Source organism: Pseudomonas danubii, from assembly GCF_042980055.1.
GTDB lineage: Bacteria > Pseudomonadota > Gammaproteobacteria > Pseudomonadales > Pseudomonadaceae > Aquipseudomonas > Aquipseudomonas danubii.
In genome coordinates, this window is sequence record NZ_CP116502.1 from 5,674,316 (window position 1) to 5,699,441 (window position 25,126).

The window sequence follows — 25,126 nt, forward strand, 5'->3', positions numbered from 1 at the left end:
ATGTCCGCTCCCTTGATCGTTCCCCTGCCAGTCCCTGCGGCCCAAGCCAGCGGCTGGCGCGCGCGCCTGGCCTACCTGGGCTACCGCGTGCGGCAGAGCCCGCTGACCATCGCCGGGCTGTGCATGACCCTGCTGGTGCTGCTGTGCATGGCCTTCGCCCCCTGGCTGTCGAGCCATGATCCCAATGCCCTGAACCTGGCCCAACGCCTGGCCGCCCCCAGCGCCGCCCACTGGTTCGGCACCGACGAAGTCGGCCGCGACCTGTTCAGCCGGGTGCTCCACGGCAGCCGCCAGTCGGTGGGCGTGGGCCTGTTTGTGGCCTTCGCCTCGTGCCTGGCCGGGGGCCTGCTGGGCTGCCTGTCGGGGATCATCGGCGGGCGCTTCGACAGCCTGATCATGCGCCTGATGGACATCATGCTCTCGGTGCCGTCCCTGGTGCTGATCATGGCCCTGGCCGCCGCCCTGGGCCCGAGCCTGTTCAACGCCATGCTGGCGATCACCCTGGTGCGCATTCCGTTCTACGTGCGCCTGGCCCGGGGCCAGGCCCTGAGCATCCGCCAGATGGGCTACGTCAAGGCGGCCCAGACCTACGGCGCCGGGCGCTGGCACATCGTCAGCTGGCATGTGGGGCGCAACGCCATGCCGCCGTTGCTGGTGCAACTGAGCCTGGACATCGGCAGCGCCATCCTCATGGCCTCGGCCCTGGGCTTCATCGGCCTGGGGGCGCAACAGCCCACCGCCGAATGGGGGGCGATGGTGGCCACCGGGCGCAACTTCATCCTCGACAACTGGTGGTACTCGACCTTTCCCGGGCTGGCGATCCTGTTCACCGCCACCGGCTTCAACCTGCTGGGTGACGGCATCCGTGACCTGCTCGACCCACGGCAACAGGGGAAATGACCATGAGCTCATCCGCCGTTCTCAACATCGACAACCTGAGCCTGGAATTCCCCGCCTACCGCAGCAACGTGCAGGCCCTCAACGGCGTGTCGCTGCACGTCAACCCGGGGGAAATCGTCGGCGTGGTCGGCGAATCCGGCTCGGGCAAGTCGGTGACCGCCATGCTCAGCCTGCGCCTGCTGCCCGAACGCAGCTACCGCATCACCTCCGGCAGCCTGTCGCTGCTGGGCCGGGACATGCTCACCACCCCGGAAAAACAGCTGCTGCAGATCCGTGGCCGCGACGCGGCGATGATCTTCCAGGAACCGATGACCGCCCTCAACCCGACCCGGCGCATCGGCCGGCAGATGCTCGACGTGATCATCCATCACCAGCGCCTGAGTCAGGACGAGGCCCGGGCCAAGGCCATCGCCCTGCTGCGGGACATGCACATCGCCGACCCCGAGCAGGTGCTCCAGGCCTACCCCTTCGAGCTGTCCGGCGGCATGCGCCAGCGGGTGATGATCGCCCTGGCATTTTCCTGCGATCCGCAGTTGCTGATTGCCGACGAGCCGACCACCGCCCTGGACGTCACGGTGCAGCGCCAAGTGCTGCTGTTGCTGCGCGAGAAGGCCCGGCAACGGGGCACCGCGATCCTCCTGATCACCCACGACATGGCGGTGGTCTCGCAGTTCTGCGACCGGGTCTACGTGATGTACACCGGCGCCGTGGTCGAGCAAGGCAACACCGCCCAGGTCATGCTCGATCCGCAGCATCCCTACACCCGCGGCCTGCTCAGCGGCCTGCCGGAACAGGTGGCCCCCGGCGCGCCACTGCTGACCATTCCCGGGCAGGTGCCGAACCTCGCCCACCTGCCCGCTGGCTGCACCTTTCGCGAGCGCTGCCCGCAGGCCATGGCGGTGTGTGCCCAACGGCCACCGCTGCATTCGATCAACGCCGGCGAGCAGCGCAAGAGCGCCTGCTGGCTGGCCGCCCCGGAGTCCGCCCAATGACCGCCACCCACTCCCAAACCGGTAACGCGCCGCTGCTGCGGCTCAACGACGTGCAAGTGCGTTTCCCCCTGAGCAATGACTGGCTGGGCCGGCCCCGGGCCTTCGCCCACGCGCTGAACGGCATCGACCTGGAACTGCGCCCCGGGGAAACCCTGGGCATCGTCGGCGAGTCCGGCTGCGGCAAGAGCACCCTGGCGCAGCTGCTTATGGGCCTGGTCCAGCCCAGCAGCGGCGACCTGCGCTGGGCCTACGCCAGCGACCGCGAGCGCCACAGCCACGTGCAGATCGTGTTCCAGGACCCGCAGTCGTCCCTCGACCCGCGCCTGCCGATCTGGAAGATCATCACCGAGCCGCTGTTCGCCCTGGGCACCACCCCGGCCGCACAGATGCGCGAGATCGCCGCCAAGGTGGCGCAGCAGGTGGGCATTCGCGGCGAATACCTGGAGCGCTACCCGCACCAGTTTTCCGGCGGCCAGCGCCAGCGCATCGCCATTGCCCGGGCCCTGGCGTCGAACCCGGACATCATCGTCCTCGACGAACCGACCTCGGCCCTGGACATCTCGGTGCAGGCGCAGATCCTCAACCTGCTGGCAGACCTGCAACGCAGCCGCGGCCTGACCTTTGTGCTGATCTCGCACAACGTTTCGGTGGTGCGACACATGGCCGACCGGGTGGCGGTGATGTACCTGGGGCAGATCGTCGAACTGGGCAGCGCCGAGCAAGTGCTGGAGCGACCGCGCCATCCCTACACCCAACTGCTGCTGGATGCGGTGCCACGCCTGGGCGCACCCCTGGCGGACAGCCAGGTCTCGGCCCCCACCGAACTGCCGGGCAACCGCAAGCTGCCCGCCGGCTGCTTCTTCTTCGACCGCTGCAGCCGGCGCGGTCCGGGCTGCGAACAGCCGCAACAGCTGCTGGGCGATGCGACGCAGCAAGTGCGTTGCCATCTGCAACACCTCACCGGGTGATCCAAGCGCACCACGCCGCCGGCCGCGGCGTGGTGCTTGCTCCCTGCTCGCCAAGGGCTTAAAACAAGCGCCTTCTCTCTGACGTTGCAGGAACCCCACCCATGGAAAGCCATTGGCTGACCCACGCCAAACGCTTGCAAGCCATCGCCTCCACCGGCCTGCACTTCTGTAAGGACGTGCACGACCGCGAGCGCTACCAGGAAATCGCCGACATCGCCCACGGCATGCTGGCGCAGCTGGGCAACGTGCCCCTGGAGCGCATCACCGATCTGGTCTCGGACTTTGCCCAGCGCTATTCGACGCCGATGGTGGAAGTGCGCGGCGCGCTGATCGAGGACGGCAAGATTCTGCTAGTGCGCGAACAGCACGACGGCCTCTGGGCCCTGCCCGGTGGCTATGCCGATGTCGGCCTGTCGGCCAGCGAAAACGTGATCAAGGAAATCCACGAAGAAGCCGGGCTTGAGGTGTCGGTACGCGCCTTGTACGGCGTCCGGCACAAGGCCAAGGGCCCCTACAAGGCTGATCACCGCGACTTCTACAAGCTGTACTTTCTCTGTGAACGCCAGGGAACCCAGCCCCCTTTGGCCGGCAGTGAAGCCACCGAGGCCGGCTTCTTCGCCCCCGACCAGTTACCGCCCCTGTCCCAGGGCCGCACCGTGGAACGGGATATCCGCGAAGCCTTCGATTTTCATCAGGGCCGGACCACCCAGGTCATGTTCGACTGATCCGCACCCGCGTGGCGTGACTCAAGATGACGCCGCTTGCACCGCTTTCGTGCCAGTGCCGGCGCTCATCTGTGGCTGAATACCTGTCATCGTCTATACCTGCCGGGCAGCCCCCGGTTGTCAGGCCGCTTGGCACGCTGGCTGCAACAACCGGCTATCACTCCGACCAGGGACAGGCCCATGACCCAGCACGAACCCGGCAACGACTACCCCTTGAGCGAAGTTCCAGCGCACGCCCGCAAGGGCCTGGCCTCCATGGCCATGGTGCTGCTGGGCTTCACCTTCTTCACCGCCACCATGTTCGCCGGCGGCAAGCTGGGGGTGGCGTTCAACTTCCCTACCCTGCTGGCGGTCATCGTCCTCGGCAACCTGTTGCTCGGGGTCTATGCCGCGAGCCTGGGCTACATCGCCTTCAAGAGCGGGTTGAATACGGTGCTGATGGGGCGCTTCTGCTTTGGTGAACGGGGCAGCAAGCTCAGCGACCTGATCCTCGGCCTGACCCAGGTGGGCTGGTACGCCTGGGGCACTGCCACCGCGGCGGTGGTGCTGGGCAAGTATTTCCAGCTGGATCAAGGCGCGGTACTGGGGCTGATGCTGCTGTTCGGCATGGCCTTTTGCGCCACGGCCTACATCGGTTATCGCGGCCTGGAGATCCTGTCGTGGATCGCGGTGCCGGCCATGGGCCTGCTGCTGGTGCTGTCGATGGGGGTGGCAAGCATTCAGGTCGGCGGTCTCGACGGCCTGCTGGCCCTCAGCCCCAGCGCCACTATGGACCTGTCCACCGCCCTGACCCTGGTGTTCGGCACCTTTGTCAGCGGTGCGACCCAGGCCACCAACTGGACCCGTTTCTCCCGCTCGGCGCGGGTGGCGGTGAGCGCCAGCCTGATCGGTTTCTTCATCGGCAACGGCCTGATGGTGCTGATCGGTGCCTACGGCGCCATCGTCTACCAGCAGCCGGACGTGGTGGAAGTCTTGCTGCTGCAAGGCTTCGCCATGGCGGCCATGGCCATGCTGCTGTTGAACATCTGGAGCACCCAGGACAACACCATCTACAACTTCGCCGTGGCCGGCTGCAACCTGCTGCGCACCCAGCGGCGCAAGACCGTGACCCTGGTGGGCGCACTGATCGGCACCTTGCTGGCGATGCTCGGCATGTACGACTTGCTGGTGCCCTACCTGGTGCTGCTGGGCACGGTGATTCCGCCGATTGGCGGGGTGATCATGGCCGACTTTTTCTATCGCTGGCGCGGCCGCTACCCGCGCCTGGCCGACAGCCAGTTGCCGGCCTGGAACTGGCCAGGGCTGTGCGCCTATGGCCTGGGCACCCTGGCGGCTTTCTGCTCGCCCTGGGTCGCGCCGCTGGTGGGCATCGCGGCTGCCGGCCTGAGCTACATCCTGTTGAGCGCGATGCTGGGCGCACGCGCCCCCCAGGCCGCCGACATCCAGGCCTGATTTGCTCACCCGGCACCTTCCGGGTCTATCATGGCCCGGTCACGCAACACCCTGCCCCCTGCCGCACCGCGCATTGACGCCTGACCGGGGGCCGTCCAACGACCGTGGGACAAGGACCTGCCCTGATCCGACGGCTGAACCACTGATTGCCCGACCCGAGGAACTGCTCCGATGCTGATCACCAACGCCCGCCTGCGCCACCGTGAAGGTCTGTACCAACTGCACCTGGAAAACGGCCGCATCGCCCGCATTGTCCTGCAAGGCGCCGACACCTCCGGCGCCGTCCCGGCCTTCGGCCCCGAACACCTGGATGCCGGCGGCAACCTGGTGGTGCCGCCCTTCGTCGAACCGCACATTCACCTGGACGCCACCCTCACCGCGGGCGAGCCGCGCTGGAACATGAGCGGCACCCTGTTCGAAGGCATCGAATGCTGGGGCGAACGCAAGGCCACCATCACCGCCGAAGACACGCGCACCCGCGCCCACAAGACCATCCGCGCCCTGGCGGCCCACGGCATCCAGCACGTGCGCACCCACGTCGACGTTACCGACCCGGACCTCACTGCCCTCAAGGCCATGCTGGAAGTGCGCGAGCAAAGCGCGCACCTGATCGACCTGCAGATCGTCGCCTTCCCCCAGGAGGGCATCGAATCGTTCCGCAACGGTCGCGAGCTGATGGAAGAAGCCATCCGCCTGGGCGCCGATGTGGTGGGCGGCATTCCGCATTTCGAATACACCCGGGACCAGGGCGTGAGCTCGGTGAAATTCCTCATGGACCTGGCCGAACGCACAGGCTGCCTGGTGGACGTGCACTGCGACGAAACCGACGACCCGCACTCGCGCTTTCTCGAAGTGCTGGCCGAAGAAGCCCGCAGCCGCGGCATGGGCTCGCGGGTCAGCGCCAGCCACACCACCGCCATGGGTTCCTACGACAACGCCTACTGCGCCAAGCTGTTTCGCCTGCTGGGGCATTCCGGCATCAGCTTTGTCTCCTGCCCCACCGAAAGCATCCACCTGCAGGGGCGCTTCGACAGCTTCCCGAAACGCCGCGGCGTGACCCGGGTCAAGGAGCTGCTGGATGCCGGGATGAACGTCTGCTTCGGCCAGGACTCGATCGTCGACCCCTGGTACCCCCTGGGCAATGGCAACATCCTGCGGGTGCTCGAAGCCGGCCTGCACATCTGCCACATGCTCGGCTACAGCAACCTGCAAAGCGCTCTGGACCTGGTCACCGACAACAGCGCCAAGGCCCTGGCCCTGGGCGAGGGTTACGGCCTTGAAGAAGGTCGCCCGGCGAACCTGCTGATCCTGTCTGCCGACAGCGACTACGAAATGCTCCGCAGCCAGGGCTTGGCGCTGTATTCGATCCGCCACGGCAAGGTGCTGATGCAACGGCAGATGGCCCAGGTGCACCTGGCCGACGACTGACCCGTGGCGACGCTTACTTGACCCGAAACGGCTGGGCCGCCATGAACGCCACCGGCAACAGCGGCAGGGCGAGGATCGTCAATACGCCGTCTGCGGTGAGGGTCACCGGCGTCAACAGCACCTGCCCGACCTTGCTCTTCTCCCGGTACGCCGAGAAGTTCAGGGTGTAGGTGCTGTTCAACGGGTTGGCCTGATAGGCGCTGATATCCCGCTTGGACTTAAAGCGGCTGCCGCGAATGGCATAGCGGTGCAACAGGGCGTTCTGCGACCTCGCCACCACGAAACCCAAGGCCTTGGCTGCCTCGATCTGCTGGGCGTCGAGCTGGTCCAACCCGGGAATTCTCAGGAGCAGTTTACCGTCCAGGTTCTGCCCCGCATTGACGAGGATCTGCGAAAACTCGGCCTGCATTTTTCCGTGCAGGTCCGACTTGATGGCCTTGAGCAACTCAGGATCGACTATCACGAAGTAGTGGTACTTCTTGCCCAGGATGACAAAGCTCTGCGCGTCCGCCGTGATGTAGAACTGGCTGACGGTTTCCGTATAGACCTCATTGCTGGCGCGGCTTTCGTACAGCTGGCTGGTCAGGCAACCGCCAAGGCTGCCAGCGACTAAAGCCCCCAGAGCCATAACCGAGCCTTTGAGCAAGGCGCGGCGGGGCATTCCTTTTTGCATGTCGAATCCCTTCCATGAATGCGGGCGGTATCGGGAGATAGGCCACGACTGCCGTCACGCTACATAAACCCCAGCCGTTTTGCACCCGGCCAGCGCCACGGCGGCGCCCTGCTCAGTCAGCCAGGGCCCGCGCCGTGCCAAACAGGCTCACCCGGGTTAACACCCCATCGGTCTCTTGCAACAGCAACGGCGCGGTACCGCCCGGCATCAGCACTTCGACCCGTCCGGCCTGGACCCAGCCCACCCGCCAGGCCGCACAAGCCACAGCGCTGGCGCTGGTGCCGGACGACGCGGTGGGACCTTCGCCACGCTCGAAAACCCGGGCCGCGATGCGCCCTTCACCTGCGCGCATGGCCCATTGCAGGTTGACCCCGGCCGGGCAGGGCTCGCCGTTGCCGATGGGCCGGGCGAACGCGATACGGGTCAGGCCCTCGAACAGCGGCGTTTCGAGCATCTGCGGGTTGCTCGGCAAAGCATCGGCCGCCTCCACCAGGGTCACGCAATGGGGATTGCCGATACGCACGAACTGGCTGTGCTGCCACTGTGCATTCAACGCTTGCAAGGGCGCGACCCGGCTCAGTTGGCAGCCATTGAAGGTCAGGCTTTGCACCCCATCAGCTGCCACCGCCTCAGGTCCGAAGCTCGGCTGCCCGAGGTCCAGCCAGAACCCCGACACCCCCGCCACCCGCGCCGGCTCCACCGCCGTGATCACCGGCGAGTCGCCACCGGGCTGGTCATGATGCACCCGCAATAGCGTCTCGCCTTCGACCGCCATCAGCCCTTGTTCGGTGAGGGCTTGGGAAAAAATCGTCAGGCCATTGCCGCTGCGCTCGGCCAGGGTGCCGTCGGTATTGACGATCAGCAGATCGAAAGGCGCACCGGCCTGGAACGGCCCCACCAACAAGCCGTCACAGCGATGAGCCTTGGCCCCTTGCGGCCGGGTTCCCGGCGCCCAGTCACACAGCGCGGCGATGGCCTGCACAGCCCACCGTCGCCGCTCCAGGGCCGCCTGCGCCGCCGTATCGGGCAAGGCAACGCCAAGGCTGCGCAGCGCCTCGGGCGACACCACGCCATAAATATTGCCCCGGGCATCGTAGAACGCCGCCATCACACCGCCTCCAGAAAAAAACCGAGCCGCTGACATTACGGACAATCCAGCGGCTCGACCAGAGGGGACTAAGCAACCTGGGTGAACATCGCGCGCTGCTGAAGAACAACCATCCGCCAGGCTAGCGAATGGGTAAGGCCATGGGCCGGATCGGTGCCGCGTCGGCGCCCCGCAGTTTGAGTGAGGCACCGATAAAGGCGAACTGATAGACCTTGTCCCGGGACAAGCCTTCCAGGTTCACCAGCTCCAGGATCGGCGCGCCCTGCATCGCCAGCAGGTAAGTGTGCAACGGCAGGTAATTGCCCTCGACCTCGGAAGGGAAGGTTTCAAAGCTGAGGTTGTCCGCCCCCACCACCATGGCGCCGCCCTCTTCCACCAGGAACTTCGCCGCATCCAGGCTCAGCCCCGGCGGGTTGGCCATATAGCGCTGGGCATTGTCGTAGTCACGCATACGCCCGGTGCGGATCAGCACCACATCGCCCTTCTCCAGCGCCACCTTCTGTTTGGCCAGGGCCTGTTGCAGGTCGGCGCGGGTCACCCGGTAGCTGTCCGCCAGCTGTTCCAGCCCCTTGGCCGCAGCCACATCGATCAGCACTCCGCGGGCAATGATCGGCGGCAGTTTTTCCGCCCCGGTGACGTTCCAGCCCCGATCCCCCAGATGCTGATCGGCGCGGTAGCCGTTCCAGATCTTGCCGTTGAGGCCAAAGTGGTTGAGGGCGTCGATATGGGTGCCCATATGGGCGTACATCGACACCGCCGAACCGCTGTAGCTGACGTGCTGGTTCATCGGTTCGCCGACCTGCATCGGATCGGCGACCACATTGCCGTGGGGCGTGTGGGTCATCCACATCTGATAGGGCGGATCTCCAGCGGCCTGCCAGCTGGGCATGCCGACAAAATAATCCACGGCCAGGTCGTAGGCCTGCTCGCCGCTGACCCGGGCCATGATCGCCGCCCGGGACTCGGGGGTGATCAGGTTCAAGCGACCGATCTCATCCTTGGGCCCCCAAGGGCTGATCCCAACCTCGGCACGGGCCGCAGTGGCGGCACTGCAACCACCGCTGAAAAGGGCCAGGGCGAGCACCCCGGGAAGGATCTTCGACATTGCGTGATGAGCCATGACAACACTCCTGTGAAATGAAGTGCCCATGGTATTGAGGGATCAATCAGAGATAATCAGCCGATTCGTGGATAGATATTCAACCCAGGGGAAACAATATGGACGTACTGATGGCTATGCGCACCTTTCGCCGGGTGGTGGAACGGGCCAGCTTCAGCCAGGCCGCCGTCGACCTCGGGCAATCCACCGCCGCCGTCAGCAAGCAAGTGCGGCAACTGGAAGAGCGCCTGGGCAGCCTGCTGATCCTGCGCACCACCCGACGCATGAGCCTCTCGGAAGCCGGGCAGAGTTACTTCAATGAATGCTGTCACCTGCTGGATGAGCTGGACGCCCTGGAGCGCGCCACCCAGGCCGGCAGCCACGAACCCGGTGGCCGCCTGCGGATCAATGCGCCGCTGTCCTTCGGGCTCAAGGTGCTGTCGCCGATCCTGGTGGCCTTCATGCAGCGCTACCCGCAATTGCAGGTGGACCTGACCCTCAACGATCAGGTGCTGGACGTGGTGGGCGAAGGCTTCGACGTGTCCCTGCGGATTCGCCGGCAACTGGAGGATTCGACCTTGATCGCGCGTCACCTGGGTCAGGTTGAGCAGGTGATCTGCGCCGCGCCGGCCTATCTCCAGGCCCAGGGCACGCCCAGCGCCATTGCCGACCTGCATCGCCACCGCTGCCTGGCCTACCGGCTGGCGGAGCATCCCGGGCGCTGGCAACTGGAGGGCCCGGAAGGCCAGACCCGGCTGGAGCTGCCGGTGCACTTTGCCGTGGACAACAGCCTGCTGCTCGGCGACATGCTGGTGGCCGGCCTGGGCATCGGCGCCCTGCCCGGCTTTGTCGCCCAACCGCTCCTGGACAGCGGCCAACTGCTGCGCGTGTTACCGGAACAACGCCTGCCCAGCCGCCAGATCTACGCGCTGTATCCCAGCCAGCGCCACCTGTCACAGAAAGTCCGGGTGTTCATCGATTTTCTGGTGGAGGCGCTGCAGACCCCTTGAGCCTCAACCGTCGGTGGGCACCTGGAGCCCGACCTTGACCCGGTTCATCGCCACCAGGGTCTTGAAGCGCTTGACGTTGTCATTGCCAAAGAACAGCTCACGGGTCAGCTGGGTGTACTGGGCCATGTTGCGCACGCAGAAAATCAGCACGAAATCGCATTCACCGGCCACGTAGTAGCACTGCTGGACCTGGGGGCAGGCCTGGAAGCTGCGCTTGAGCGCATCGATCTGGTCGATGCGCTCACTTTCCACTTCCACCTCGACGATGATGCTCAGCTCATGGCCGAGGGCATCCGGGGCGACTTGCGCGGTGTAGCGCTCGATCACGCCCTCGTCCATCAGGCGCTTGAGCCGCCGATTGACCGCCGCCGTGGACAGGTTGACCCGCAGGCCCAGTTCGCTCTGTGCGGTACTGGCATCGCGTTGCAGCTCGGCGAGCAACTTCAGGTCATAGGCATCGAGACTGGTATTCATGAACGGCGCAACTCCGGAAAACAACGGCGCACAGTGGAATGTTTTTGTGCAAAAGCCGCCGATTATGCGCAATAGATGCGCCCCCTGCGCACTAATATTTCCGCCAACAGCAGCGCCCGCGGAATGCCTCAAGCATTGCCGAGGCGGCGACGAATGTTTCGTTCATGGGCCCGGATGGGTTTTTCTGCAACCTTCAACCGTTAGTTTTGTCACAATCCCCCCGGCCACCCTCGAAGCCTTCTGAAGGCGCCACCGATACCAGGCTGCACGAACAAGGGATCGGTGCGACAGCACAACCGGTCAGCCAGCGTTGCCCCCCTCGCTGGCACCTGACCGCCAAGGATTTTTATGACTGCCAGCAACACTCACCTGCAGGCCACCCCCGGCCGCCTCGAACAGATGTCCACGCGCATCGCCTTTTTCATCGCCGGTTTCGGCATCGCCGCCTGGGCCCCGCTGGTGCCCTACGCCAAGGCCCGGGCCGGGCTCGACGAAGGCACCCTGGGCCTGCTGCTGTTGTGCCTGGGCGTGGGTTCGATCCTGGCGATGCCGATTGCCGGGGCCCTGGCCGGGCGCTTTGGCTGCCGTCGGGTGATGGCCGGCGGCACCTTGCTGATCTGCCTGGCCTTGCCGCTGCTGGCGACCCTGACCTCGATCCCGTTGCTGATGGCCGCGCTGTTCCTGTTCGGTGCCGGCCTGGGTGGTGTGGATTCCACGGTCAACCTGCAAGCGGTGATCGTCGAGCGCGCCAGCGGCAAGACCATGATGTCGGGCTTCCACGGGCTGTTCAGCCTCGGCGGGATTGTCGGCGCCGCCGGCGTCAGCGCCCTGCTGGGCCTGGGCCTGTCGCCTCTGGGGGCAACGCTGGTGGTGATTGCCCTGATGCTGGTGGCCCTGCTCAAGGCCGCGCCGCACATGCTGCCCTACGGCAGCCAGAGTTCGGGCCCGGCCTTTGCCGTGCCCCATGGCGTGGTGCTGTTCATTGGCTGCCTGTGCTTTGTGGTGTTCCTCGCCGAAGGCGCGGTGCTGGACTGGAGCGCAGTGTTTCTCAGCGCCGAGCGCAACCTGGATGCGGCCTACGCCGGCCTCGGTTACGCCGCCTTCGCCCTGACCATGACCCTGGGCCGGCTGACCGGCGATGCCATCGTCCATCGCCTGGGCGCCCGGCGGGTGATCATCATCGGCGGCAGTACCGCGGCCGCCGGCCTGCTGCTGGCGACCCTGGCCCCGGCCTGGGAAGCGGCGCTGCTGGGCTATGCCCTGGTGGGCGCGGGTTGCTCGAACATCGTGCCGGTGCTCTACACCGCCGTGGGCAAGCAGAAGGTCATGCCCGAAAGCATCGCCGTGCCAGCCATCACCACCCTGGGTTATGCCGGCATCCTGGCCGGCCCGGCGGTGATCGGCTTCATCGCCCATGGCAGCAGCCTGAGCGCGGCCTTCGGCCTGATCGCGGTCCTGCTGCTGGCGGTGGCCGCCAGCGGCAGAGTGCTCAAGCTCTAGCAAGCTCCAAGCTCCAAGCTTGAGGCTTGAGGCTTGAGGCTTGCAGCTGTGACTGTGGCTTTTGATCTTACTGCCCCTTCAGGAGGCCGAGTGCAGGCATTGCGCAGGGGGCAGCTCGGCATGGATGCCGAGCTAGCCCCCCATCAACAACCTACCCCTACTCCAACAACGCCGGAGAACCTAGGCCAACAGCATCTCTCGGAGCACCATCGAGCAACGCCTCCACCACCGCCCGCGCCATCTCCACCGAATGCACCATGGACCAGATCAACCCTGTCTCCAGGCCACTACCCTGCCGGGTGATTTCATCACTGACCTCCTCCGCGCATTTAAGCAGCAACGCCACATGCACCAGCGCCTCCTCGACGCCCACGCCCGGGCGCACGCTGAACAGCGAGTCGGGAGCAACGGCCTGGGCCGTGGTCTTGAACTGGAACATCGCAGGGTCCAACGGATGCCGGGGCAGCGCTTCACGCAACGAAGCATTGGCGGCCTTGAGCTGGGGATCGCGATAGGAAGTCGGTGGATCGGGAACGATCTTTTTCATGGTCAAACTCCTAGCTAAGAATAGGAGCCGACACCGTTCGCTTGCACACGAATAAGGGTGGCAGCCGTACGCAGGTGTGCAAGACCGAGTTTGCTAGGACACCCGGCAGATCCGAAGATCTCCCGCGCACGGCCGCCATAACGCAGCGGACATGAAAAACGCCCAAGCATGGCTGAGCGTTTCTACGCCTTAGCAAAATTCGGACTTGCACATCCGAGCCATCGATTTGGCGATGGCCCAGGCACCCTAGCCCGCCCACCAGGCGCATTCAAGCGGCCCGCAGTTTCTCGGATTTGCCTTACAAAAGAAAGCGACCAAACCCCGCCCCAACAACCTTTAAGCCCGCCTCAGCCGCAAGCTCCAAGCTCCAAGCTCCAAGCTCCAAGCTTGCCGCTAAGCCTCATTTGCCGTGCACCGTGGAACACCTACCGAACATCGCTAGCCGCCCAGGCATTTATCTGCCACGCCAAGTCTGGAATCATGGCCCCCCGCCTCAACAGGAGTGAGCACCGATGCCGCCGTTCTCCCGCGCCCCCCTTCTCGGCCTGCTGCTGGCCAGCCTCGCGGCCCAGGCCGCGCCAAAGCAGGACCAGGAACCGCACATCTACTACAGCATGGTGCCCGGCCAATTCATGCTGATCGGCAAACAGCCGGACGGCGGCCCGACCTACTCCGGCACTGCGCAGATCCGCTACGAGAACCAGGCCCTGACCCTGGTCAAGACCGTCAACGGCAAGACCACCACCGCCATCGGCAAAGTGGAACGTGCCCGCATGGCCGAGGCCGATGTCTTGCGTTTCAACTGGCCGGGGCGCGCCGCCACCTGCCTGGTCCGTGGTGACCTGGACAACTACTCGCGCTTGTCTTGCTACTGGACCAAGGACGGGGTGGACCACCGCGAGCCGGGCCTGGAGGCGTATTTCCCAACCGAAACCTGGCCGGGCCACCAAGATTGAACCCCGGGTCAGCATGGGCAAGGTGATCACCGCCAACCTCCCGGAGCACCGGAGCGGCTGACGGCAACTTCGCCGCCTTCACCAGTTGTGCAGGTTGCTGCGCGGCGGCGCCAGCAGTTGCTGGGCCAGACTGACGGCGGCCAGCGGCGAGGCACTGTGCAGCAGTGGGTAGCCCCAGAACTGCTCATAGGTCCTGGCAAAAGCCTCGACCTGCGCCTGGTTCTCCGGCTGCGGGGCGATGACGATCATCGCCTTGATCCAGCGGCGGATCGCCGCCTTGTTGCACTTGGTCCACATCGAGCCCTGCTTGAGCAACGCCTTGCCCTGAGCGCTGTTGCGCTGCTCGGGCTCAGGTATCAGATCGCTCATCAGGACAAAAGCCTGGGCACGCTGCGTCAGCGCCTCCAACTGCTGGTAAGGGTCGACTACCGGCTGTCCTGCGCCTTCGGCGCGACGCATCCAGACCAGGGGAAAATGCTGATGATCGAAGTACATGGGAACACCTCCAGAAGCTGACAAACAAGAATGCTTATCATCTTCCCGCCAACCATTGTCCGCATCAGCCGAGATCGACAAGTTATTGACCAATCCAGCCAGATATTGCCACTGCCACAGGCGGCACTCTGACCTGGCGGCCACCGCGATCTTGAGTTTGACGAGGCATCGCCAGGCAAGGCCCTGCGGGCCTTTTCGCAGCCTCGCGGGCTCGGCAGCGGCTACAGGGCGTGGTTTTCCAGGGCTTGGCGACGCTCGGCAAAAAATCGCCCCGGCGGCTGGCCCACGGCTTTCTTGAACATGCGGATAAAGGCGCTGGCGCTGTCATAGCCCAGGGTCAGCGCCACACACTCCACCGAGTCGCCCCGGCCCAATTGCTTGAGCCCCAGAAGGATGTGCAACTGGCGCTGCCAGCGGCCGAAACTCAGGCCGGTCTCGGCCACGATCAAGCGGCTCAGGCTGCGTTCGCTGAGGCCGATCTGCTCGCCCCATTGCCCAAGGCTCAGGCGCCGTTCCGGCTGTTCAAGGATCTGCTGGGCCAGACGCCGCAGCTGTGCGTGCCGGGGCATGGGCAGGTGGATCTGCTCACGGGGCGCGACCGCCAGCTCATCCAGGGTCACCGCGACCAGGCGCCCGGCGGCGCCGTCCTGGTCATACAGGAACGGCAGTTGCGCACAGCGCTTGAGCAACTCCTGCAACAGCGGCGACATCACCAGGGTGCAGCAGGCCTGCGGCAACGACCGGGCGTGCTCGGGCTCGACCAACAGGCAATAACCCTGGGCGTTCTCCAGCCCCTGGACCCGATGCTCGATCGCGCTGGGAATCCACACCGCGCACTGCGGCGGCGCCAGCCACAGGCCCTCGGCGCTCTCGCAACTGAGCACACCGCCCGCGGGAAACAGCAACTGGGCCTTGCGATGGCTGTGCCACGGCCGTTCCCAGCGCTCTTCTTGCATCGAGATGCGCAGGGCACATACCGGACGTGCAATCGCGTCCGGGTCCTGGTCCTGCTGTTTCAAGACGGGCATCCACCTTCCTCCACACTTCCGGGGCATGCCGGCCATCGGCCCGATGCCGGCGCCTGCCCTGCAAGGTCGAGGATTGTGCCGGGCCCACGGGGCTGAGCCAAGCCACTGGCCACGCGGGCCAGTGGCTCTGGACGCCGGGGCATTGGCGCTATTGATAAGGGCCTGCGGCCACCGCCTCCAGCAGCCAGGCCTTGAAGGCGCTCATGGCCGGGGTTTGCGCCCGCGACTGCAAGCGCGTCAGCCAATAGCTGCCGGTGACGATGCCGATGTCGAACGGCTGCACCACCGCCCCGCTGGCCAGTTGCCGCTCGAACATCAGCGGCGGCGCCAGGGCCACTCCCAGGCCTTGCAGGGCCGCTTCGAGCATGCCCAGGGAGGAGTCGAAGACAATGCTCTGGGGCAAGGGACTGCCGCCGCCCAGTCCCGCCTCCTGGAACCATTGCGGCCATTCATCGGTGCGATAGGAGCGCAACAGGGTCTGGCCCAACAGGTCCGCCGGGCTGTGCAACTGGTGGGCGATCTGCGGTATGCACAAGACCGACAGCGGCGCCTGCAACAGCTCCAGGGCCTCGATGCCGTGCCAGGCTCCCGTGCCAAAACGGATGGCGTAGTCCAGGCCTTCGGCGGCCACGTCGACACGGTTGTTGTTGGTGCTCAGGCGCAGGTCGACAAAGGGATAGCGCGCCTGGAAATCCCCCAGGCGTGGCAACAGCCAGCCCACGGCAAAGGTGCCTACGGCCCCCACCGTCAGCACTTCGCGGTAGTGCCCGCCCTCGAAACGCCCCAGGGTCTGGGCGATGCGATCAAAGCACTCACGCAGCACCGGCAGCAGGGTCTCGCCTTCGCTGGTCAGCATCAGCCCCCGGGGCAAGCGCTTGAACAGGGTGACGTTGAGCTGGGCCTCCAGGCTCTTGACCTGATGGCTGACCGCCGCCTGGGTCACACAGAGTTCGATGGCGGCGCGGGTGAAACTCAAATGACGGGCCGAGGCTTCGAAAGCCCGCAGCGCGTTCAAGGGCAGGTGTGGACGGAGCATGGGCATTCCCTAGTTTTTCTAATGGCTCCTGCGAAATATCGTCGTTTGCCGATCCTGCGCAGACTGCCTACATTGGCCTCGCTCGCGCAGCGCTGACCACGTTCTCCCTTCCCGGGAAGACTCCGCGAGCACTGCGCCCCAGGGTTCCCGCAAAGAACCCCGAAGCCGGAAAGTCGCTGGGAATAGGCGGCAAAAAAATCAGAACCCATGGAAAACAGCACATCATGCGCCATAAAACCTCAACCGGATTAGGCATCATCAGCGCCTGCGTACTGCTCCTCGGCAGCGTCGACGCCCTGGCCGAGAACCCCCAGGACAGCCATCTGAAAACCACCGTGGATGCCACCATCCGTCCGCTGATGCAGCAGCAGGGCATTCCCGGCATGGCAGTGGCGATCATCGCCAACGGCAAGCGACATTACTTTAACTACGGCCTTGCCTCCAAGGACAATCAACAGCCGGTGGACAACGACACCCTGTTCGAAGTGGGTTCGGTGAGCAAGACCTTCAGCGCGACCCTGGCCGGCTACGCCCAGGCCAGCGGCAAGCTGGCCCTTGAGGACCACGCCAGCCAGTACTGGCCGGCCCTGCGCGGCAGCGCCTTCGACGGCATCAGCCTGTTGCAGTTGGGCACCTACAGTGCCGGTGGCCTGCCGCTGCAGTTCCCCGATGAGGTCCAGGGCGAAGATAAGATCCTGGATTACTACAACACCTGGAAGCCCACCTTCAGCCCGGGCACCCAGCGCCTGTACTCCAACCCCAGCATCGGGCTGCTCGGCTACCTTGCCGCCCGCAGCCTGGGCCAGCCGTACGATCAACTGCTGGAAAAGAGCCTGTTCCCCAAGCTGGGGCTCAAGCACAGCTACATCAAGGTGCCCAAGGACCAGCAGGCCCACTACGCCCAGGGCTATGACAAGCAGAACAAGCCGATCCGGGTCAGCCCAGGTCCCTTGGACGCCGAGGCCTACGGGGTCAAGACCAGTGCCCCGGACCTGCTGCAGTTCATTGCCGACAACCTGCAACCGCAGCCGTTGGACGACACGCTGCAAAAAGCCATCGCCAGCACCCAGAGCGGCTATTACCGGGTCGGCGACCTGACCCAGGGCCTGGGCTGGGAGCGCTACGCCTACCCGGTGCCGCTGGCGCGGCTGGTGGCGGGCAACTCGACGCCAATGGCCCTCGAACCGCACCCGGTAGAATGGCTGACTCCGGCCCAACCGCCCCAGGCCGACGCCTTGTACAACAAGACCGGTTCCACCAGCGGCTTCGGCGCCTATGTACTGTTTGTCCCCAGCCAGCAGATCGGCATTGTCATGCTGGCCAACAAGAACTACCCCAACGAGGAACGGATCAAGGCCGCCCATGCGCTGCTCAGCGCCCTGGAGGCGGCAAAGTAACCGAGCTGCACAGCAGCGTGCCCCCTGGGGCGCCCGATAAAAAACGCCACCGGCCTTCAGCGCCAGGTGGCGTTTTGCTTGTTGCTTCGGCCATGGCGCCTAGACTCAGGAAATCCCCTTCGACCGTTGACCTCAGCCAGCTGTGCAACGCCCGATTCCCTGGAGGGCGACAAGGCTCGCATTGAGCCTGATTCAGGGTTGAGGCTGAACCTTCTGCCAGGCTTTCCGGTCGATAACTGCAACCTGGACCAACGCCGCCGCTTGCACACCGCGGGGTGTCCGGGAACCACAGCCGCCGGAGAAATGCCCCGTGATATCGACCCTGCAAATCGCCAGAATCAAAGCCTGGGGCGCCCATGGCTTCACCGCCACCGGCGTGGTCAGCGCCCTGCTCGCCACCCTGGCACTGTTTGAAAACCAGCCCAAGGCCTGCCTGCTGTGGCTGGGGGTGGCGCTGCTGGTGGATGGCGTCGACGGCTCACTGGCGCGCAAGGTCAACACCCGCTCGGTGCTGCCCAATATCGACGGCTCGGTGCTGGATCTGGTGATCGACTACCTGACCTATGTGTTCATCCCGGCGCTGTTCATCTACCGCTACATTCCCCTGCCGGAGTACAGCGCGCTGCTGGCCACCTCGCTGATCCTGCTGTCGTCGCTGCTGTGCTTCTGCAACGTCAACATGAAGAGCCACGACAACTACTTCCAGGGTTTTCCCGCCGCCTGGAACGTGGTCGCCCTGTGCTTCTACCTGATCGAGCCCGGCCCCTGGCTGAGCTTGCTGAGCATCTTCGCCCTGGCCCTGCTGACCGCCACTCGGGTGCAGTTCCTGCATCCGTTCCGGGTGCGCAAGTGGATGGGGCTGAACATCATCGTGACCTTCGTCTGGCTGCTCAGTGGCGCGCTGCTGATCCTCAGCCACCCATTGCACAGCCCGTCGATCATGGGCCTGTGGCTGGCGGCTTCAGCCTATTTCCTGGGGATCTGCCTGTGGCGCTCGGCCCAGGAGTGGATGAAGGGCAGCCACCAGCCATAGACGGCGGCGGCCTGCATCACAGCGGCGAGTCGTTGCCGATTGCGGCACTCAAGGCCTGGGCCAGGGCCGCCACCGAGTAGGGTTTCTGCAGGAACACGAACTCCCGGGTCTGGCCCTGGGCCAGGGCCGGGCTGTAGCCGCTGGTGAGGATCACCGGCAACCCGGGGTAATCGCTGCGGATGCGGGTGGCCAGTTCGATGCCGCTCATGCCGGGCATCACCACATCGGAAAACACCGCCTGGAACACCCCCGGCTCCTGGCTCAGGCGACGCAGCGCCTCGATAGCGCTGGTGGCCCATTCGGTCTGGTAGCCCAGCTCGTTCAAGGCCTGGGCCAACAGCACGCCCACCTCGGGATTGTCTTCCACCACCAGCAGCGTGGCCCCCTGGCCATCCACCTGCAGCGGCCCCGGGCGAGGGGCCGCTACCGGGCTGACCACAGCTTCAGAGCGCGGCAGGTACAAGGTAAAGCGCGTGCCCTGCCCCGGCTGACTGTGGACCACCAGGCCACCGCCAGACTGCTTGGCAAAACCGAACACCTGGGACAGGCCCAGCCCAGTGCCCTTGCCCACCTCCTTGGTGGTGAAGAAGGGCTCGAAGATCCGCTCGATCTGCTGCGGGTCGATGCCGGCACCGGTGTCGGTCAGGGACACCGCGACAAAGTCGCCGCTCTGGGCGCCCTGGCTGGCGCTGGCGGGAATCTGCGCCACCCGCTCCACGGCAATCACCAGCAGGCCCTCGCCCTGCATGGCGTCCCGGGCATTGACTGCCATGTTGATCAGCGCGGTATCGAACTGGCCGGCGTCGGCATGGATGCAGCACGCTTGCTGCGGCAGTTCGATACGCAGTTCGATGCAGGCGCCGATCAGCGGATTGATCATCTGTGCCAGCAGTTGCACGCTGACGCCGACGTCGAAGGTTTCCGGGCGCAGATTCTGCTGGCGGGCATAGGCCAGGAGCTGGGCGGTGAGCTTGCTGGCGCGGTCCACGGTGTCGGAAATCGCATCGATGTACAGCTGCCGGCGCTCCTCGCTGAGGTTGCGTCGCAGCAGGTCGGTGGACGAGCGGATCACCGTCAGCAGGTTATTGAAGTCGTGGGCGACCCCACCCGTCAGTTGCCCCACCGCCTCCATCTTCTGTGCCTGGCGCAAGATGTCTTCGGTCTTGCGCAGTGCCTGCGCGGCTTCACGCTCGGCCTGAATGTCACGCCCCACGGCATGCAGGTGCTGGGGGTCGGGCACGGCACTCCAGGACACCCAGCGATAGCTGCCGTCCTTGTGCCGAAAGCGGTTTTCCACCCGTGAAAAACTCTGACCCAGCGCCAGTTCGGTGCAGGCATTGACCGCCGCCACACTGTCCTGGGGGTGGATGAAATCGTAGAAGCTGCTGCCTTCGAGTTCGTGCCGCTGCCAGCCCAGCAGTCGGGTCCAGGCCGGGTTCACGGCGACGATGCGCCCGTTGAAATCCGCCACCAGCATCAGGTCGGTGGACAGTTGCCAGATCCGGTCGCGCTCCTGGGTGCGCTCCTGGACCCGCTGCTCCAGGGACTCGTTGAGGCGGCGTAATTGCTCCTCGGCCTCGCGGGTGGCGGTAATATCCCGGGAGATGCAGAGGATCTTCTCCGGCTGACCGGCCTCATCGAGCATCGGCGTGACCTGCACATCCCACCACTTGGCGTTGCCGGCCAGGGTGTTGGCGGCGCCCTGGAACCGCGCCGATTCCCCGGCCTGGGCAGCGGCGATGGCGGCCTGGGCGTCAAGGTTGCCCTGGCCCTGCCAGAAGTCCGGCCAGGGGCAGCCGGCAATGGCGTTGAAGTCGCTGACCTCCATGACCCGTAGGCCACCCTCGCTCATGAACGACAACTGACCATCGAGATCCAGCACCTTGATGCAGTCATTGCTGCTGGCCAGCACCCGGGTATTGAGCTCGCGGGTCTCGCGCAGGCGCGACTCGGTGAGCCGGGCGTGCAGCCCCAGGCGCACCCGCGCGGTGGTTTCCACTGTGTGACAAAGCACCCCCAGCACCTGCTCCTGGCGCTCGTCGAATATCGGGCTCATGGAAAACGACCACCAGGTCAGTTCCTCTCCGGGATAGCGCTGCATGTTCACCGGCAGGTCTTCATGACGGCAGGCCTGGCCGCGAAACGCCTGCTCGACCATGGGCTGCACATCCGGCCAGGCATCGGCCCAGAGCGTCTCGATGGTCTGCCCCAGGGCATGGGCCAGGCGCGGCCCCAGCACCGGACGATAGGCGTCATTGAAGAAGAACTGCTTCTGCGGGCCCCATAGCAGGTACAGGCTTTCAGGGGATTCGAGCACCAGGCTCAAGGTGCTGTGCAGCAGGCTGGGCCAGTGCTCCCGAGGGCCCACCGAGGTCTGCGACCAATCGAACTGGCGGATGGCGGCACCGGTCTCGCCGCCGCGCCAGGTCTGGGGGGCGGCACCATCAGCAGAGGAAATAGTCATGGACTGCATCACACAAGGGGAAAAGGGGCTGCGCCGCCCATCAAAGGCCTGCGCAGGATAACTGACCCCTGGAATCCACGGAAGTTAGCAGGTGACGGCGAGCATGGCCCGGCTGTGGGCCTCAGAAGGCCAGCTTGTAGCCGATGGAGAACAGCATGACCGCCAGGCATGGGCGCAGGATCTCGTCGGAGATCCGCCCGGTCATGTGGCTGCCGATCCAGATCCCCGGCAGTGAGCCCATCAACAGGAACCCCAGCAGGTGCCAGTCCATGTTGCCCATGCTGGCATGACCCAGGCCGGCCACCAGGGTCAGGGGCACGGCGTGGGCGATTTCGGTGCCCACCAGGCGCTTGGTGGCCAGGAACGGATAGAGGATGAACAGCGCCACAGTGCCCAGGGCGCCGGCGCCGATGGAGGTCAGCGCGACCATGGTGCCGAGGATCAGCCCGGTGACCACGGTCAGGCCGTTGAGACCGCGGGGGCTTGGCTGATAGTCGCTGCCGTGGCGCTGGGCGAAGGCCATGAGCTTCTTCTTGAAGACGATGGCCAGGGCCGTGAGCAGCAGGACGAAGCCCAGCCCTTGCTTGATCACCGAGTTCAAGGCTTGGGGATCGGAGTCCAGGTTGTTCAAGAACCCTAGGGTGGCCAGTACCGCCGGCACGCTGCCCAGGGTCAGCCAGCCGGTGATGCGCCAGTCGATATTGCGGTTCTTCTGATGCACCAGCACCCCACCGGACTTGGTGATGGCGGCGTACAGCAGGTCAGTGCCCACGGCGGTGGCCGGGTTGATGCCGAACCAGAGCAGGATCGGGGTCATCAGCGAGCCGCCGCCCACCCCTGTCATGCCCACGATGAATCCCACTACCAGGCCTGCGATGACAAAACCGAAATTACCCACATCCATCAATAAAACCCTACAAATCACACGGCCAGGTAAAAAACTGGCGGCAGCATAGCGGCTAAAGCTTATGTCCATTTATATGAATAAAATCTAACGTTATAACCAGGTCCATTTTTTCCATGCACCAGACGCATCCAGCGCCCGCTGCCCTTGCATCCGCCACATACCCATCCAGCCCTCCCTGAACCCCCGGTGACATACACCGCAACCTGCGCATCCGGTATTCTGCTGGGCGCTCGCCGGGGCAACCGATCCTGAGCTCACTCAGGTCCCGCCCCTTTCGTTTTCCAAGGAAGGCCCATGACACCCGACTCGACCCTCTACCAGATCGAGCAACAGCGCATCCGTTTCAGACGCCTGAGCCTGCATCAGCAAGCCCCCGGACCCAGCACGCCGCAGCGCGGCAACTGGGGCCTGGCGTTGTCCGGGGGCGGCATCCGCAGCGCCACCTTCTGCCTCGGCGTCCTGCAAGCCATGGCCCGGGCGCCGGCACCGGCGACGGCCTCCACGGCCCCACTCCAGCCCGCGCCTGAAACCGCCACCGAGCACAGTCTGCTGTCACGCATCGACTACCTGTCCACGGTCAGTGGCGGCGGCTATATCGGCAGTTTCTTCTCCAGCCTGTTCCTTCCCGGCCGCCTGCGCGAGCCCGATCCCCAGGACCCGGTGGGCCAGGCCGCCCGCGATGCCTACCAGGCGCTGCGCTTCGAGCCGCCGGGACGTATCAGCACCGGCGTCGACTACGCCCAGCAGCCCGTGGGACAGGGCCCGGGCGCCTGGCTGCGGGAAAACGGCCGCTACCTGACGCCCACCGGCTCCGGCGACATGCTCTATGCCCTGGCCATGACCTGGCGCAACTGGCTGTCGCTGCACGCCATGATCGGCATGCCGATCCTGTTGATGCTCAGCCTGCTGACCCTGTTCCAGGTGCTGAGTCAGGCCAGCCTGCTGTTGTGGCCGCTGATGGCCGCCCTGCTGTTCGCCCTGCCCTGCGCCGTGGCGTACTGGCTGGTGATCCCCCAAGGCGATCTGGACCAGCCGCCAAACCTTGGCAACCCGGCCTTGCGCTTCATGCTGGCGATCGTCACCGGCCTGTGGATCGGCGGCGCCCTGGCCTATGACGTGGCCCAATGGCAGGTGGTGGGCACCCTGGCCCTTGGGGCCGCCCTGGTCGGCAGCAACGCGCTGCTGATCACCCACCGGCTGGTCCGTCGGCTGGCGGATCACCGAGACCCGGCCAAGGACAGCACCTGCAACAACTGCGTGCGCAACTACCGGGTGCAGATCACCCGCGCCCTGGGGCGAGCCATGGCGGCAGTGGCCATTCTCGCTTTCCTGGCCCTGCTGGTGACCGGTGCCGAAGCGTTGTATCGCTACCTGCTGGACTATCAGGCCCTGGCCACGCCCCTGCTGCTGGCGCTGCTGATGTGGCTGGTGCGCCGCCTGGTGCTGCTCAAGGATGAAAAGCCGCTGCCCGACTGGATGCGCAAACTGCCCCTGGATGTCCTGGCGCTGGTTGCCGGATGCCTGCTGATGAGCCTGCTGTGCCTGTGCTGGGCGCTGCTGGTGCAATGGGTCGCCCATGACGCTGGCGCCATCAGCTACAGCGCCGCCGCTGCCTGGCGCCTGCTGGCCCTGAGCCTGGTGACCGCCTTGCTGGTCTGCGTCAGCGGGCGCTTCATCGGCTTTCTCAACACCTCGTCGCTCCAGGCCTTCTACAGCGCCCGGCTGACCCGCGCCTACCTCGGCGCGTCCAATGGCCGGCGCTTCAACGGCCCGCCACAGCAGCGCCGCACCTACCTCAGCGTGGCCGAGCCGATGTCCAGCGACGACCTGTCGCTGCAGCAGTACTACGCCACCCCCAGTGCCGGGCCGGTGCACCTGATCAACGTCACCATGAACCTGACGGTGGACCCCGCCGAGCAACTGGTGCAGCGCGACCGCAAGGGCAAGCCGTTGTGCATCGCGCCGAACTGGGCCCCGTCAACCGAAGGCAGCGTCGCCAGCGACGGTCCGGCGGAACGCTACACCCTCGATGGCAAGCCCTACCGCCGTGACCTGAGCCAGGGCCCGGCCTCGGAAATCATGAGCCCCCTGAGCCTGGGCCAGTGGATCGGCGTCTCCGGCGCCGCCTTCAGCACCGGCCTGGGGCGAGCCAACAGCCTGGGCATGTCGCTGATCCTGGGGCTGGCCAACATACGCCTGGGCATCTGGTGGCCCAGCCACTTCCTCGATCCCGGGCAACAGCACTGGAAGCCCCGTGACCTGAAGCCCTGGACCTACTTCGGCACCCAGGCCTACCTGTTCTATGAGCTGACCTCGCGGTTTCATGGACATCGACGCGACTACCAGTACCTGTCCGACGGCGGGCATTTCGAAAACACCGCCACCTACGAGTTGCTGCGTGAGGGGCGCGGGGTGGAACTGATCGTCACCTGCGACAGCGGCTGCGACCCGGATTACCAGTTCGACGACCTGGCCAATCTGGTGCGCCTGGCGCGCATCGACCAGGCCCTGGAGATCCGCGAAGACCCGGGGGTACTGGCCCATCCCCAACTCAAGGCGCTGTTCGGCAGCCTGGAAGAGTTTCGCCAGCCACCGAGCGCCGACAGTCACAAGTGCGCCTTGCTGCTGAACGTCTACGCCCATAGCCCCGACACCCAGGCGGACATCGCGGCCACGCCCCACTGCCGGATCCTAGTGCTCAAGCCGCGGCTGATCGCCGGGCTGACACCGGACGTCGTCAACTACGCCCGGGCCAACCCGGGCTTTCCCAACCAGAGCACGGTGGATCAGTTCTTCGACGAGGCGCAGTTCGAGAGTTATCGCCAGCTGGGGCTGCATATCGGCCAGCAGTTGTTTGGCCGCAGTGGCCAGTCCAACGAAATGGCCGAGGCCTTGTGGCGTTACCTGGATGATCCGCAGCCTTGAGGAAGAGCC

22 protein-coding genes are annotated in these 25,126 nt (G+C 65.4%); 12 read left to right on the forward strand and 10 right to left on the reverse strand.

What is annotated here, in order from left to right; translation table 11 throughout:
* The 6 genes from ddpC to codA all read left to right on the forward strand — a co-directional run bounded on the left by ddpC (position 1) and on the right by codA (position 6,465).
* Positions 1-900, forward strand: a complete 900-nt coding sequence (ddpC, locus tag PFZ56_RS25530; RefSeq protein WP_102881856.1) for a D,D-dipeptide ABC transporter permease — start codon at positions 1-3, stop codon at positions 898-900.
* Positions 897-1,892: an ABC transporter ATP-binding protein gene (locus PFZ56_RS25535; RefSeq protein ID WP_170004515.1), complete on the forward strand. Its 996-nt coding sequence runs from the start codon at positions 897-899 to the stop codon at positions 1,890-1,892. The genes ddpC and PFZ56_RS25535 overlap by 4 nt, the downstream gene beginning before the upstream one ends.
* Complete coding sequence (locus PFZ56_RS25540; protein ID WP_170004517.1) at positions 1,889-2,860, forward strand: oligopeptide/dipeptide ABC transporter ATP-binding protein; 972 nt, start codon at positions 1,889-1,891, stop codon at positions 2,858-2,860. Before PFZ56_RS25535 ends, PFZ56_RS25540 begins: the two co-directional genes overlap by 4 nt.
* 101 nt (positions 2,861-2,961) lie before the next feature.
* Positions 2,962-3,585, forward strand: coding sequence for an NUDIX hydrolase (locus PFZ56_RS25545; RefSeq protein WP_102881859.1), 624 nt, complete (start codon positions 2,962-2,964; stop codon positions 3,583-3,585).
* 180 nt (positions 3,586-3,765) lie between these two features.
* Positions 3,766-5,037, forward strand: a complete 1,272-nt coding sequence (gene codB, locus PFZ56_RS25550) for a cytosine permease (RefSeq protein WP_170004519.1) — start codon at positions 3,766-3,768, stop codon at positions 5,035-5,037.
* A 171-nt stretch (positions 5,038-5,208) separates the two neighbouring features.
* Entirely contained in the window at positions 5,209-6,465 is a 1,257-nt protein-coding gene (gene codA / locus PFZ56_RS25555) for a cytosine deaminase (RefSeq protein WP_110596174.1), read from the forward strand.
* A gap of 13 nt (positions 6,466-6,478) precedes the next feature.
* Here the strand turns inward: codA and PFZ56_RS25560 are convergent, their stop codons facing one another.
* From PFZ56_RS25560 to PFZ56_RS25570, 3 genes are all read right to left on the reverse strand, one after another.
* The gene (locus tag PFZ56_RS25560) at positions 6,479-7,138 is read right to left on the reverse strand and encodes a hypothetical protein (protein ID WP_110596175.1); all 660 of its coding nucleotides are present in this window, start codon (positions 7,136-7,138) and stop codon (positions 6,479-6,481) included.
* A 112-nt stretch (positions 7,139-7,250) separates the two neighbouring features.
* A complete protein-coding gene (locus tag PFZ56_RS25565; RefSeq protein ID WP_170004521.1) occupies positions 7,251-8,246 on the reverse strand; it encodes a diaminopimelate epimerase in 996 nt (331 codons plus the stop codon).
* 121 nt (positions 8,247-8,367) lie between these two features.
* Positions 8,368-9,366, reverse strand: a complete 999-nt coding sequence (locus PFZ56_RS25570) for a cyclase family protein (RefSeq protein ID WP_102881864.1) — start codon at positions 9,364-9,366, stop codon at positions 8,368-8,370.
* Positions 9,367-9,464: 98 nt separating this feature from the next.
* Between PFZ56_RS25570 and PFZ56_RS25575 the strand changes: the two genes are divergently transcribed.
* Complete coding sequence (locus PFZ56_RS25575) at positions 9,465-10,355, forward strand: LysR family transcriptional regulator (RefSeq protein ID WP_170004523.1); 891 nt, start codon at positions 9,465-9,467, stop codon at positions 10,353-10,355.
* A 3-nt stretch (positions 10,356-10,358) separates the two neighbouring features.
* Here PFZ56_RS25575 and PFZ56_RS25580 read toward each other — a convergent pair whose 3' ends face one another.
* Entirely contained in the window at positions 10,359-10,829 is a 471-nt protein-coding gene (locus PFZ56_RS25580; protein WP_102864614.1) for an Lrp/AsnC family transcriptional regulator, read from the reverse strand.
* Positions 10,830-11,177: 348 nt separating this feature from the next.
* On the opposite strand from PFZ56_RS25580, the gene PFZ56_RS25585 reads away from it, so the two are divergent.
* Entirely contained in the window at positions 11,178-12,329 is a 1,152-nt protein-coding gene (locus tag PFZ56_RS25585) for an MFS transporter (protein WP_102881866.1), read from the forward strand.
* 157 nt (positions 12,330-12,486) lie between these two features.
* Here PFZ56_RS25585 and PFZ56_RS25590 read toward each other — a convergent pair whose 3' ends face one another.
* Positions 12,487-12,876, reverse strand: a complete 390-nt coding sequence (locus PFZ56_RS25590; RefSeq protein ID WP_170004525.1) for a hypothetical protein — start codon at positions 12,874-12,876, stop codon at positions 12,487-12,489.
* A gap of 512 nt (positions 12,877-13,388) precedes the next feature.
* On the opposite strand from PFZ56_RS25590, the gene PFZ56_RS25595 reads away from it, so the two are divergent.
* Positions 13,389-13,832 (forward strand): hypothetical protein, encoded by a 444-nt coding sequence (locus tag PFZ56_RS25595; protein ID WP_170004527.1) that lies wholly within the window; start codon positions 13,389-13,391, stop codon positions 13,830-13,832.
* Positions 13,833-13,910: 78 nt separating this feature from the next.
* On the opposite strand, the gene PFZ56_RS25600 is transcribed toward PFZ56_RS25595, so the two are convergent.
* From PFZ56_RS25600 to PFZ56_RS25610, 3 genes are all read right to left on the reverse strand, one after another.
* Positions 13,911-14,327 (reverse strand): hypothetical protein, encoded by a 417-nt coding sequence (locus PFZ56_RS25600; RefSeq protein ID WP_123394649.1) that lies wholly within the window; start codon positions 14,325-14,327, stop codon positions 13,911-13,913.
* Positions 14,328-14,548: 221 nt separating this feature from the next.
* Positions 14,549-15,355 (reverse strand): helix-turn-helix domain-containing protein, encoded by an 807-nt coding sequence (locus PFZ56_RS25605; RefSeq protein WP_102881871.1) that lies wholly within the window; start codon positions 15,353-15,355, stop codon positions 14,549-14,551.
* A gap of 148 nt (positions 15,356-15,503) precedes the next feature.
* Complete coding sequence (locus tag PFZ56_RS25610; protein WP_102881872.1) at positions 15,504-16,391, reverse strand: LysR substrate-binding domain-containing protein; 888 nt, start codon at positions 16,389-16,391, stop codon at positions 15,504-15,506.
* A gap of 224 nt (positions 16,392-16,615) precedes the next feature.
* Between PFZ56_RS25610 and ampC the strand changes: the two genes are divergently transcribed.
* Together ampC and pcsA are read left to right on the forward strand one after the other, a co-directional pair.
* Positions 16,616-17,788: a class C beta-lactamase gene (gene ampC, locus PFZ56_RS25615; protein ID WP_102881873.1), complete on the forward strand. Its 1,173-nt coding sequence runs from the start codon at positions 16,616-16,618 to the stop codon at positions 17,786-17,788.
* A gap of 310 nt (positions 17,789-18,098) precedes the next feature.
* Complete coding sequence (gene pcsA / locus PFZ56_RS25620; protein ID WP_102864606.1) at positions 18,099-18,821, forward strand: phosphatidylcholine synthase; 723 nt, start codon at positions 18,099-18,101, stop codon at positions 18,819-18,821.
* 16 nt (positions 18,822-18,837) lie between these two features.
* On the opposite strand, the gene PFZ56_RS25625 is transcribed toward pcsA, so the two are convergent.
* Entirely contained in the window at positions 18,838-21,285 is a 2,448-nt protein-coding gene (locus PFZ56_RS25625) for a PAS domain-containing sensor histidine kinase (RefSeq protein ID WP_170004529.1), read from the reverse strand.
* Between the two features lie 121 nt (positions 21,286-21,406).
* Positions 21,407-22,189, reverse strand: a complete 783-nt coding sequence (locus PFZ56_RS25630) for a sulfite exporter TauE/SafE family protein (protein ID WP_102864605.1) — start codon at positions 22,187-22,189, stop codon at positions 21,407-21,409.
* A gap of 297 nt (positions 22,190-22,486) precedes the next feature.
* On the opposite strand from PFZ56_RS25630, the gene PFZ56_RS25635 reads away from it, so the two are divergent.
* Entirely contained in the window at positions 22,487-25,117 is a 2,631-nt protein-coding gene (locus PFZ56_RS25635) for a hypothetical protein (RefSeq protein WP_110651332.1), read from the forward strand.
* The last annotated feature ends 9 nt before the right edge of the window (positions 25,118-25,126 follow it).

What these genes read in the sequence shown, in the direction of transcription:
- ddpC (WP_102881856.1), top strand. Translation starts at nt 1, where the DNA reads ATGTCCGCTCCCTTGATCGTTCCCCTGCCAGTCCCTGCGGCCCAAGCC.
- PFZ56_RS25535 (WP_170004515.1), top strand. Translation starts at nt 897, where the DNA reads ATGACCATGAGCTCATCCGCCGTTCTCAACATCGACAACCTGAGCCTG.
- PFZ56_RS25540 (WP_170004517.1), top strand. Translation starts at nt 1,889, where the DNA reads ATGACCGCCACCCACTCCCAAACCGGTAACGCGCCGCTGCTGCGGCTC.
- PFZ56_RS25545 (WP_102881859.1), top strand. Translation starts at nt 2,962, where the DNA reads ATGGAAAGCCATTGGCTGACCCACGCCAAACGCTTGCAAGCCATCGCC.
- codB (WP_170004519.1), top strand. Translation starts at nt 3,766, where the DNA reads ATGACCCAGCACGAACCCGGCAACGACTACCCCTTGAGCGAAGTTCCA.
- codA (WP_110596174.1), top strand. Translation starts at nt 5,209, where the DNA reads ATGCTGATCACCAACGCCCGCCTGCGCCACCGTGAAGGTCTGTACCAA.
- PFZ56_RS25560 (WP_110596175.1), bottom strand. Translation starts at nt 7,138, where the DNA reads ATGCAAAAAGGAATGCCCCGCCGCGCCTTGCTCAAAGGCTCGGTTATG.
- PFZ56_RS25565 (WP_170004521.1), bottom strand. Translation starts at nt 8,246, where the DNA reads ATGGCGGCGTTCTACGATGCCCGGGGCAATATTTATGGCGTGGTGTCG.
- PFZ56_RS25570 (WP_102881864.1), bottom strand. Translation starts at nt 9,366, where the DNA reads ATGGCTCATCACGCAATGTCGAAGATCCTTCCCGGGGTGCTCGCCCTG.
- PFZ56_RS25575 (WP_170004523.1), top strand. Translation starts at nt 9,465, where the DNA reads ATGGACGTACTGATGGCTATGCGCACCTTTCGCCGGGTGGTGGAACGG.
- PFZ56_RS25580 (WP_102864614.1), bottom strand. Translation starts at nt 10,829, where the DNA reads ATGAATACCAGTCTCGATGCCTATGACCTGAAGTTGCTCGCCGAGCTG.
- PFZ56_RS25585 (WP_102881866.1), top strand. Translation starts at nt 11,178, where the DNA reads ATGACTGCCAGCAACACTCACCTGCAGGCCACCCCCGGCCGCCTCGAA.
- PFZ56_RS25590 (WP_170004525.1), bottom strand. Translation starts at nt 12,876, where the DNA reads ATGAAAAAGATCGTTCCCGATCCACCGACTTCCTATCGCGATCCCCAG.
- PFZ56_RS25595 (WP_170004527.1), top strand. Translation starts at nt 13,389, where the DNA reads ATGCCGCCGTTCTCCCGCGCCCCCCTTCTCGGCCTGCTGCTGGCCAGC.
- PFZ56_RS25600 (WP_123394649.1), bottom strand. Translation starts at nt 14,327, where the DNA reads ATGTACTTCGATCATCAGCATTTTCCCCTGGTCTGGATGCGTCGCGCC.
- PFZ56_RS25605 (WP_102881871.1), bottom strand. Translation starts at nt 15,355, where the DNA reads ATGCCCGTCTTGAAACAGCAGGACCAGGACCCGGACGCGATTGCACGT.
- PFZ56_RS25610 (WP_102881872.1), bottom strand. Translation starts at nt 16,391, where the DNA reads ATGCTCCGTCCACACCTGCCCTTGAACGCGCTGCGGGCTTTCGAAGCC.
- ampC (WP_102881873.1), top strand. Translation starts at nt 16,616, where the DNA reads ATGCGCCATAAAACCTCAACCGGATTAGGCATCATCAGCGCCTGCGTA.
- PFZ56_RS25625 (WP_170004529.1), bottom strand. Translation starts at nt 21,285, where the DNA reads ATGACTATTTCCTCTGCTGATGGTGCCGCCCCCCAGACCTGGCGCGGC.
- PFZ56_RS25630 (WP_102864605.1), bottom strand. Translation starts at nt 22,189, where the DNA reads ATGGATGTGGGTAATTTCGGTTTTGTCATCGCAGGCCTGGTAGTGGGA.
- PFZ56_RS25635 (WP_110651332.1), top strand. Translation starts at nt 22,487, where the DNA reads ATGACACCCGACTCGACCCTCTACCAGATCGAGCAACAGCGCATCCGT.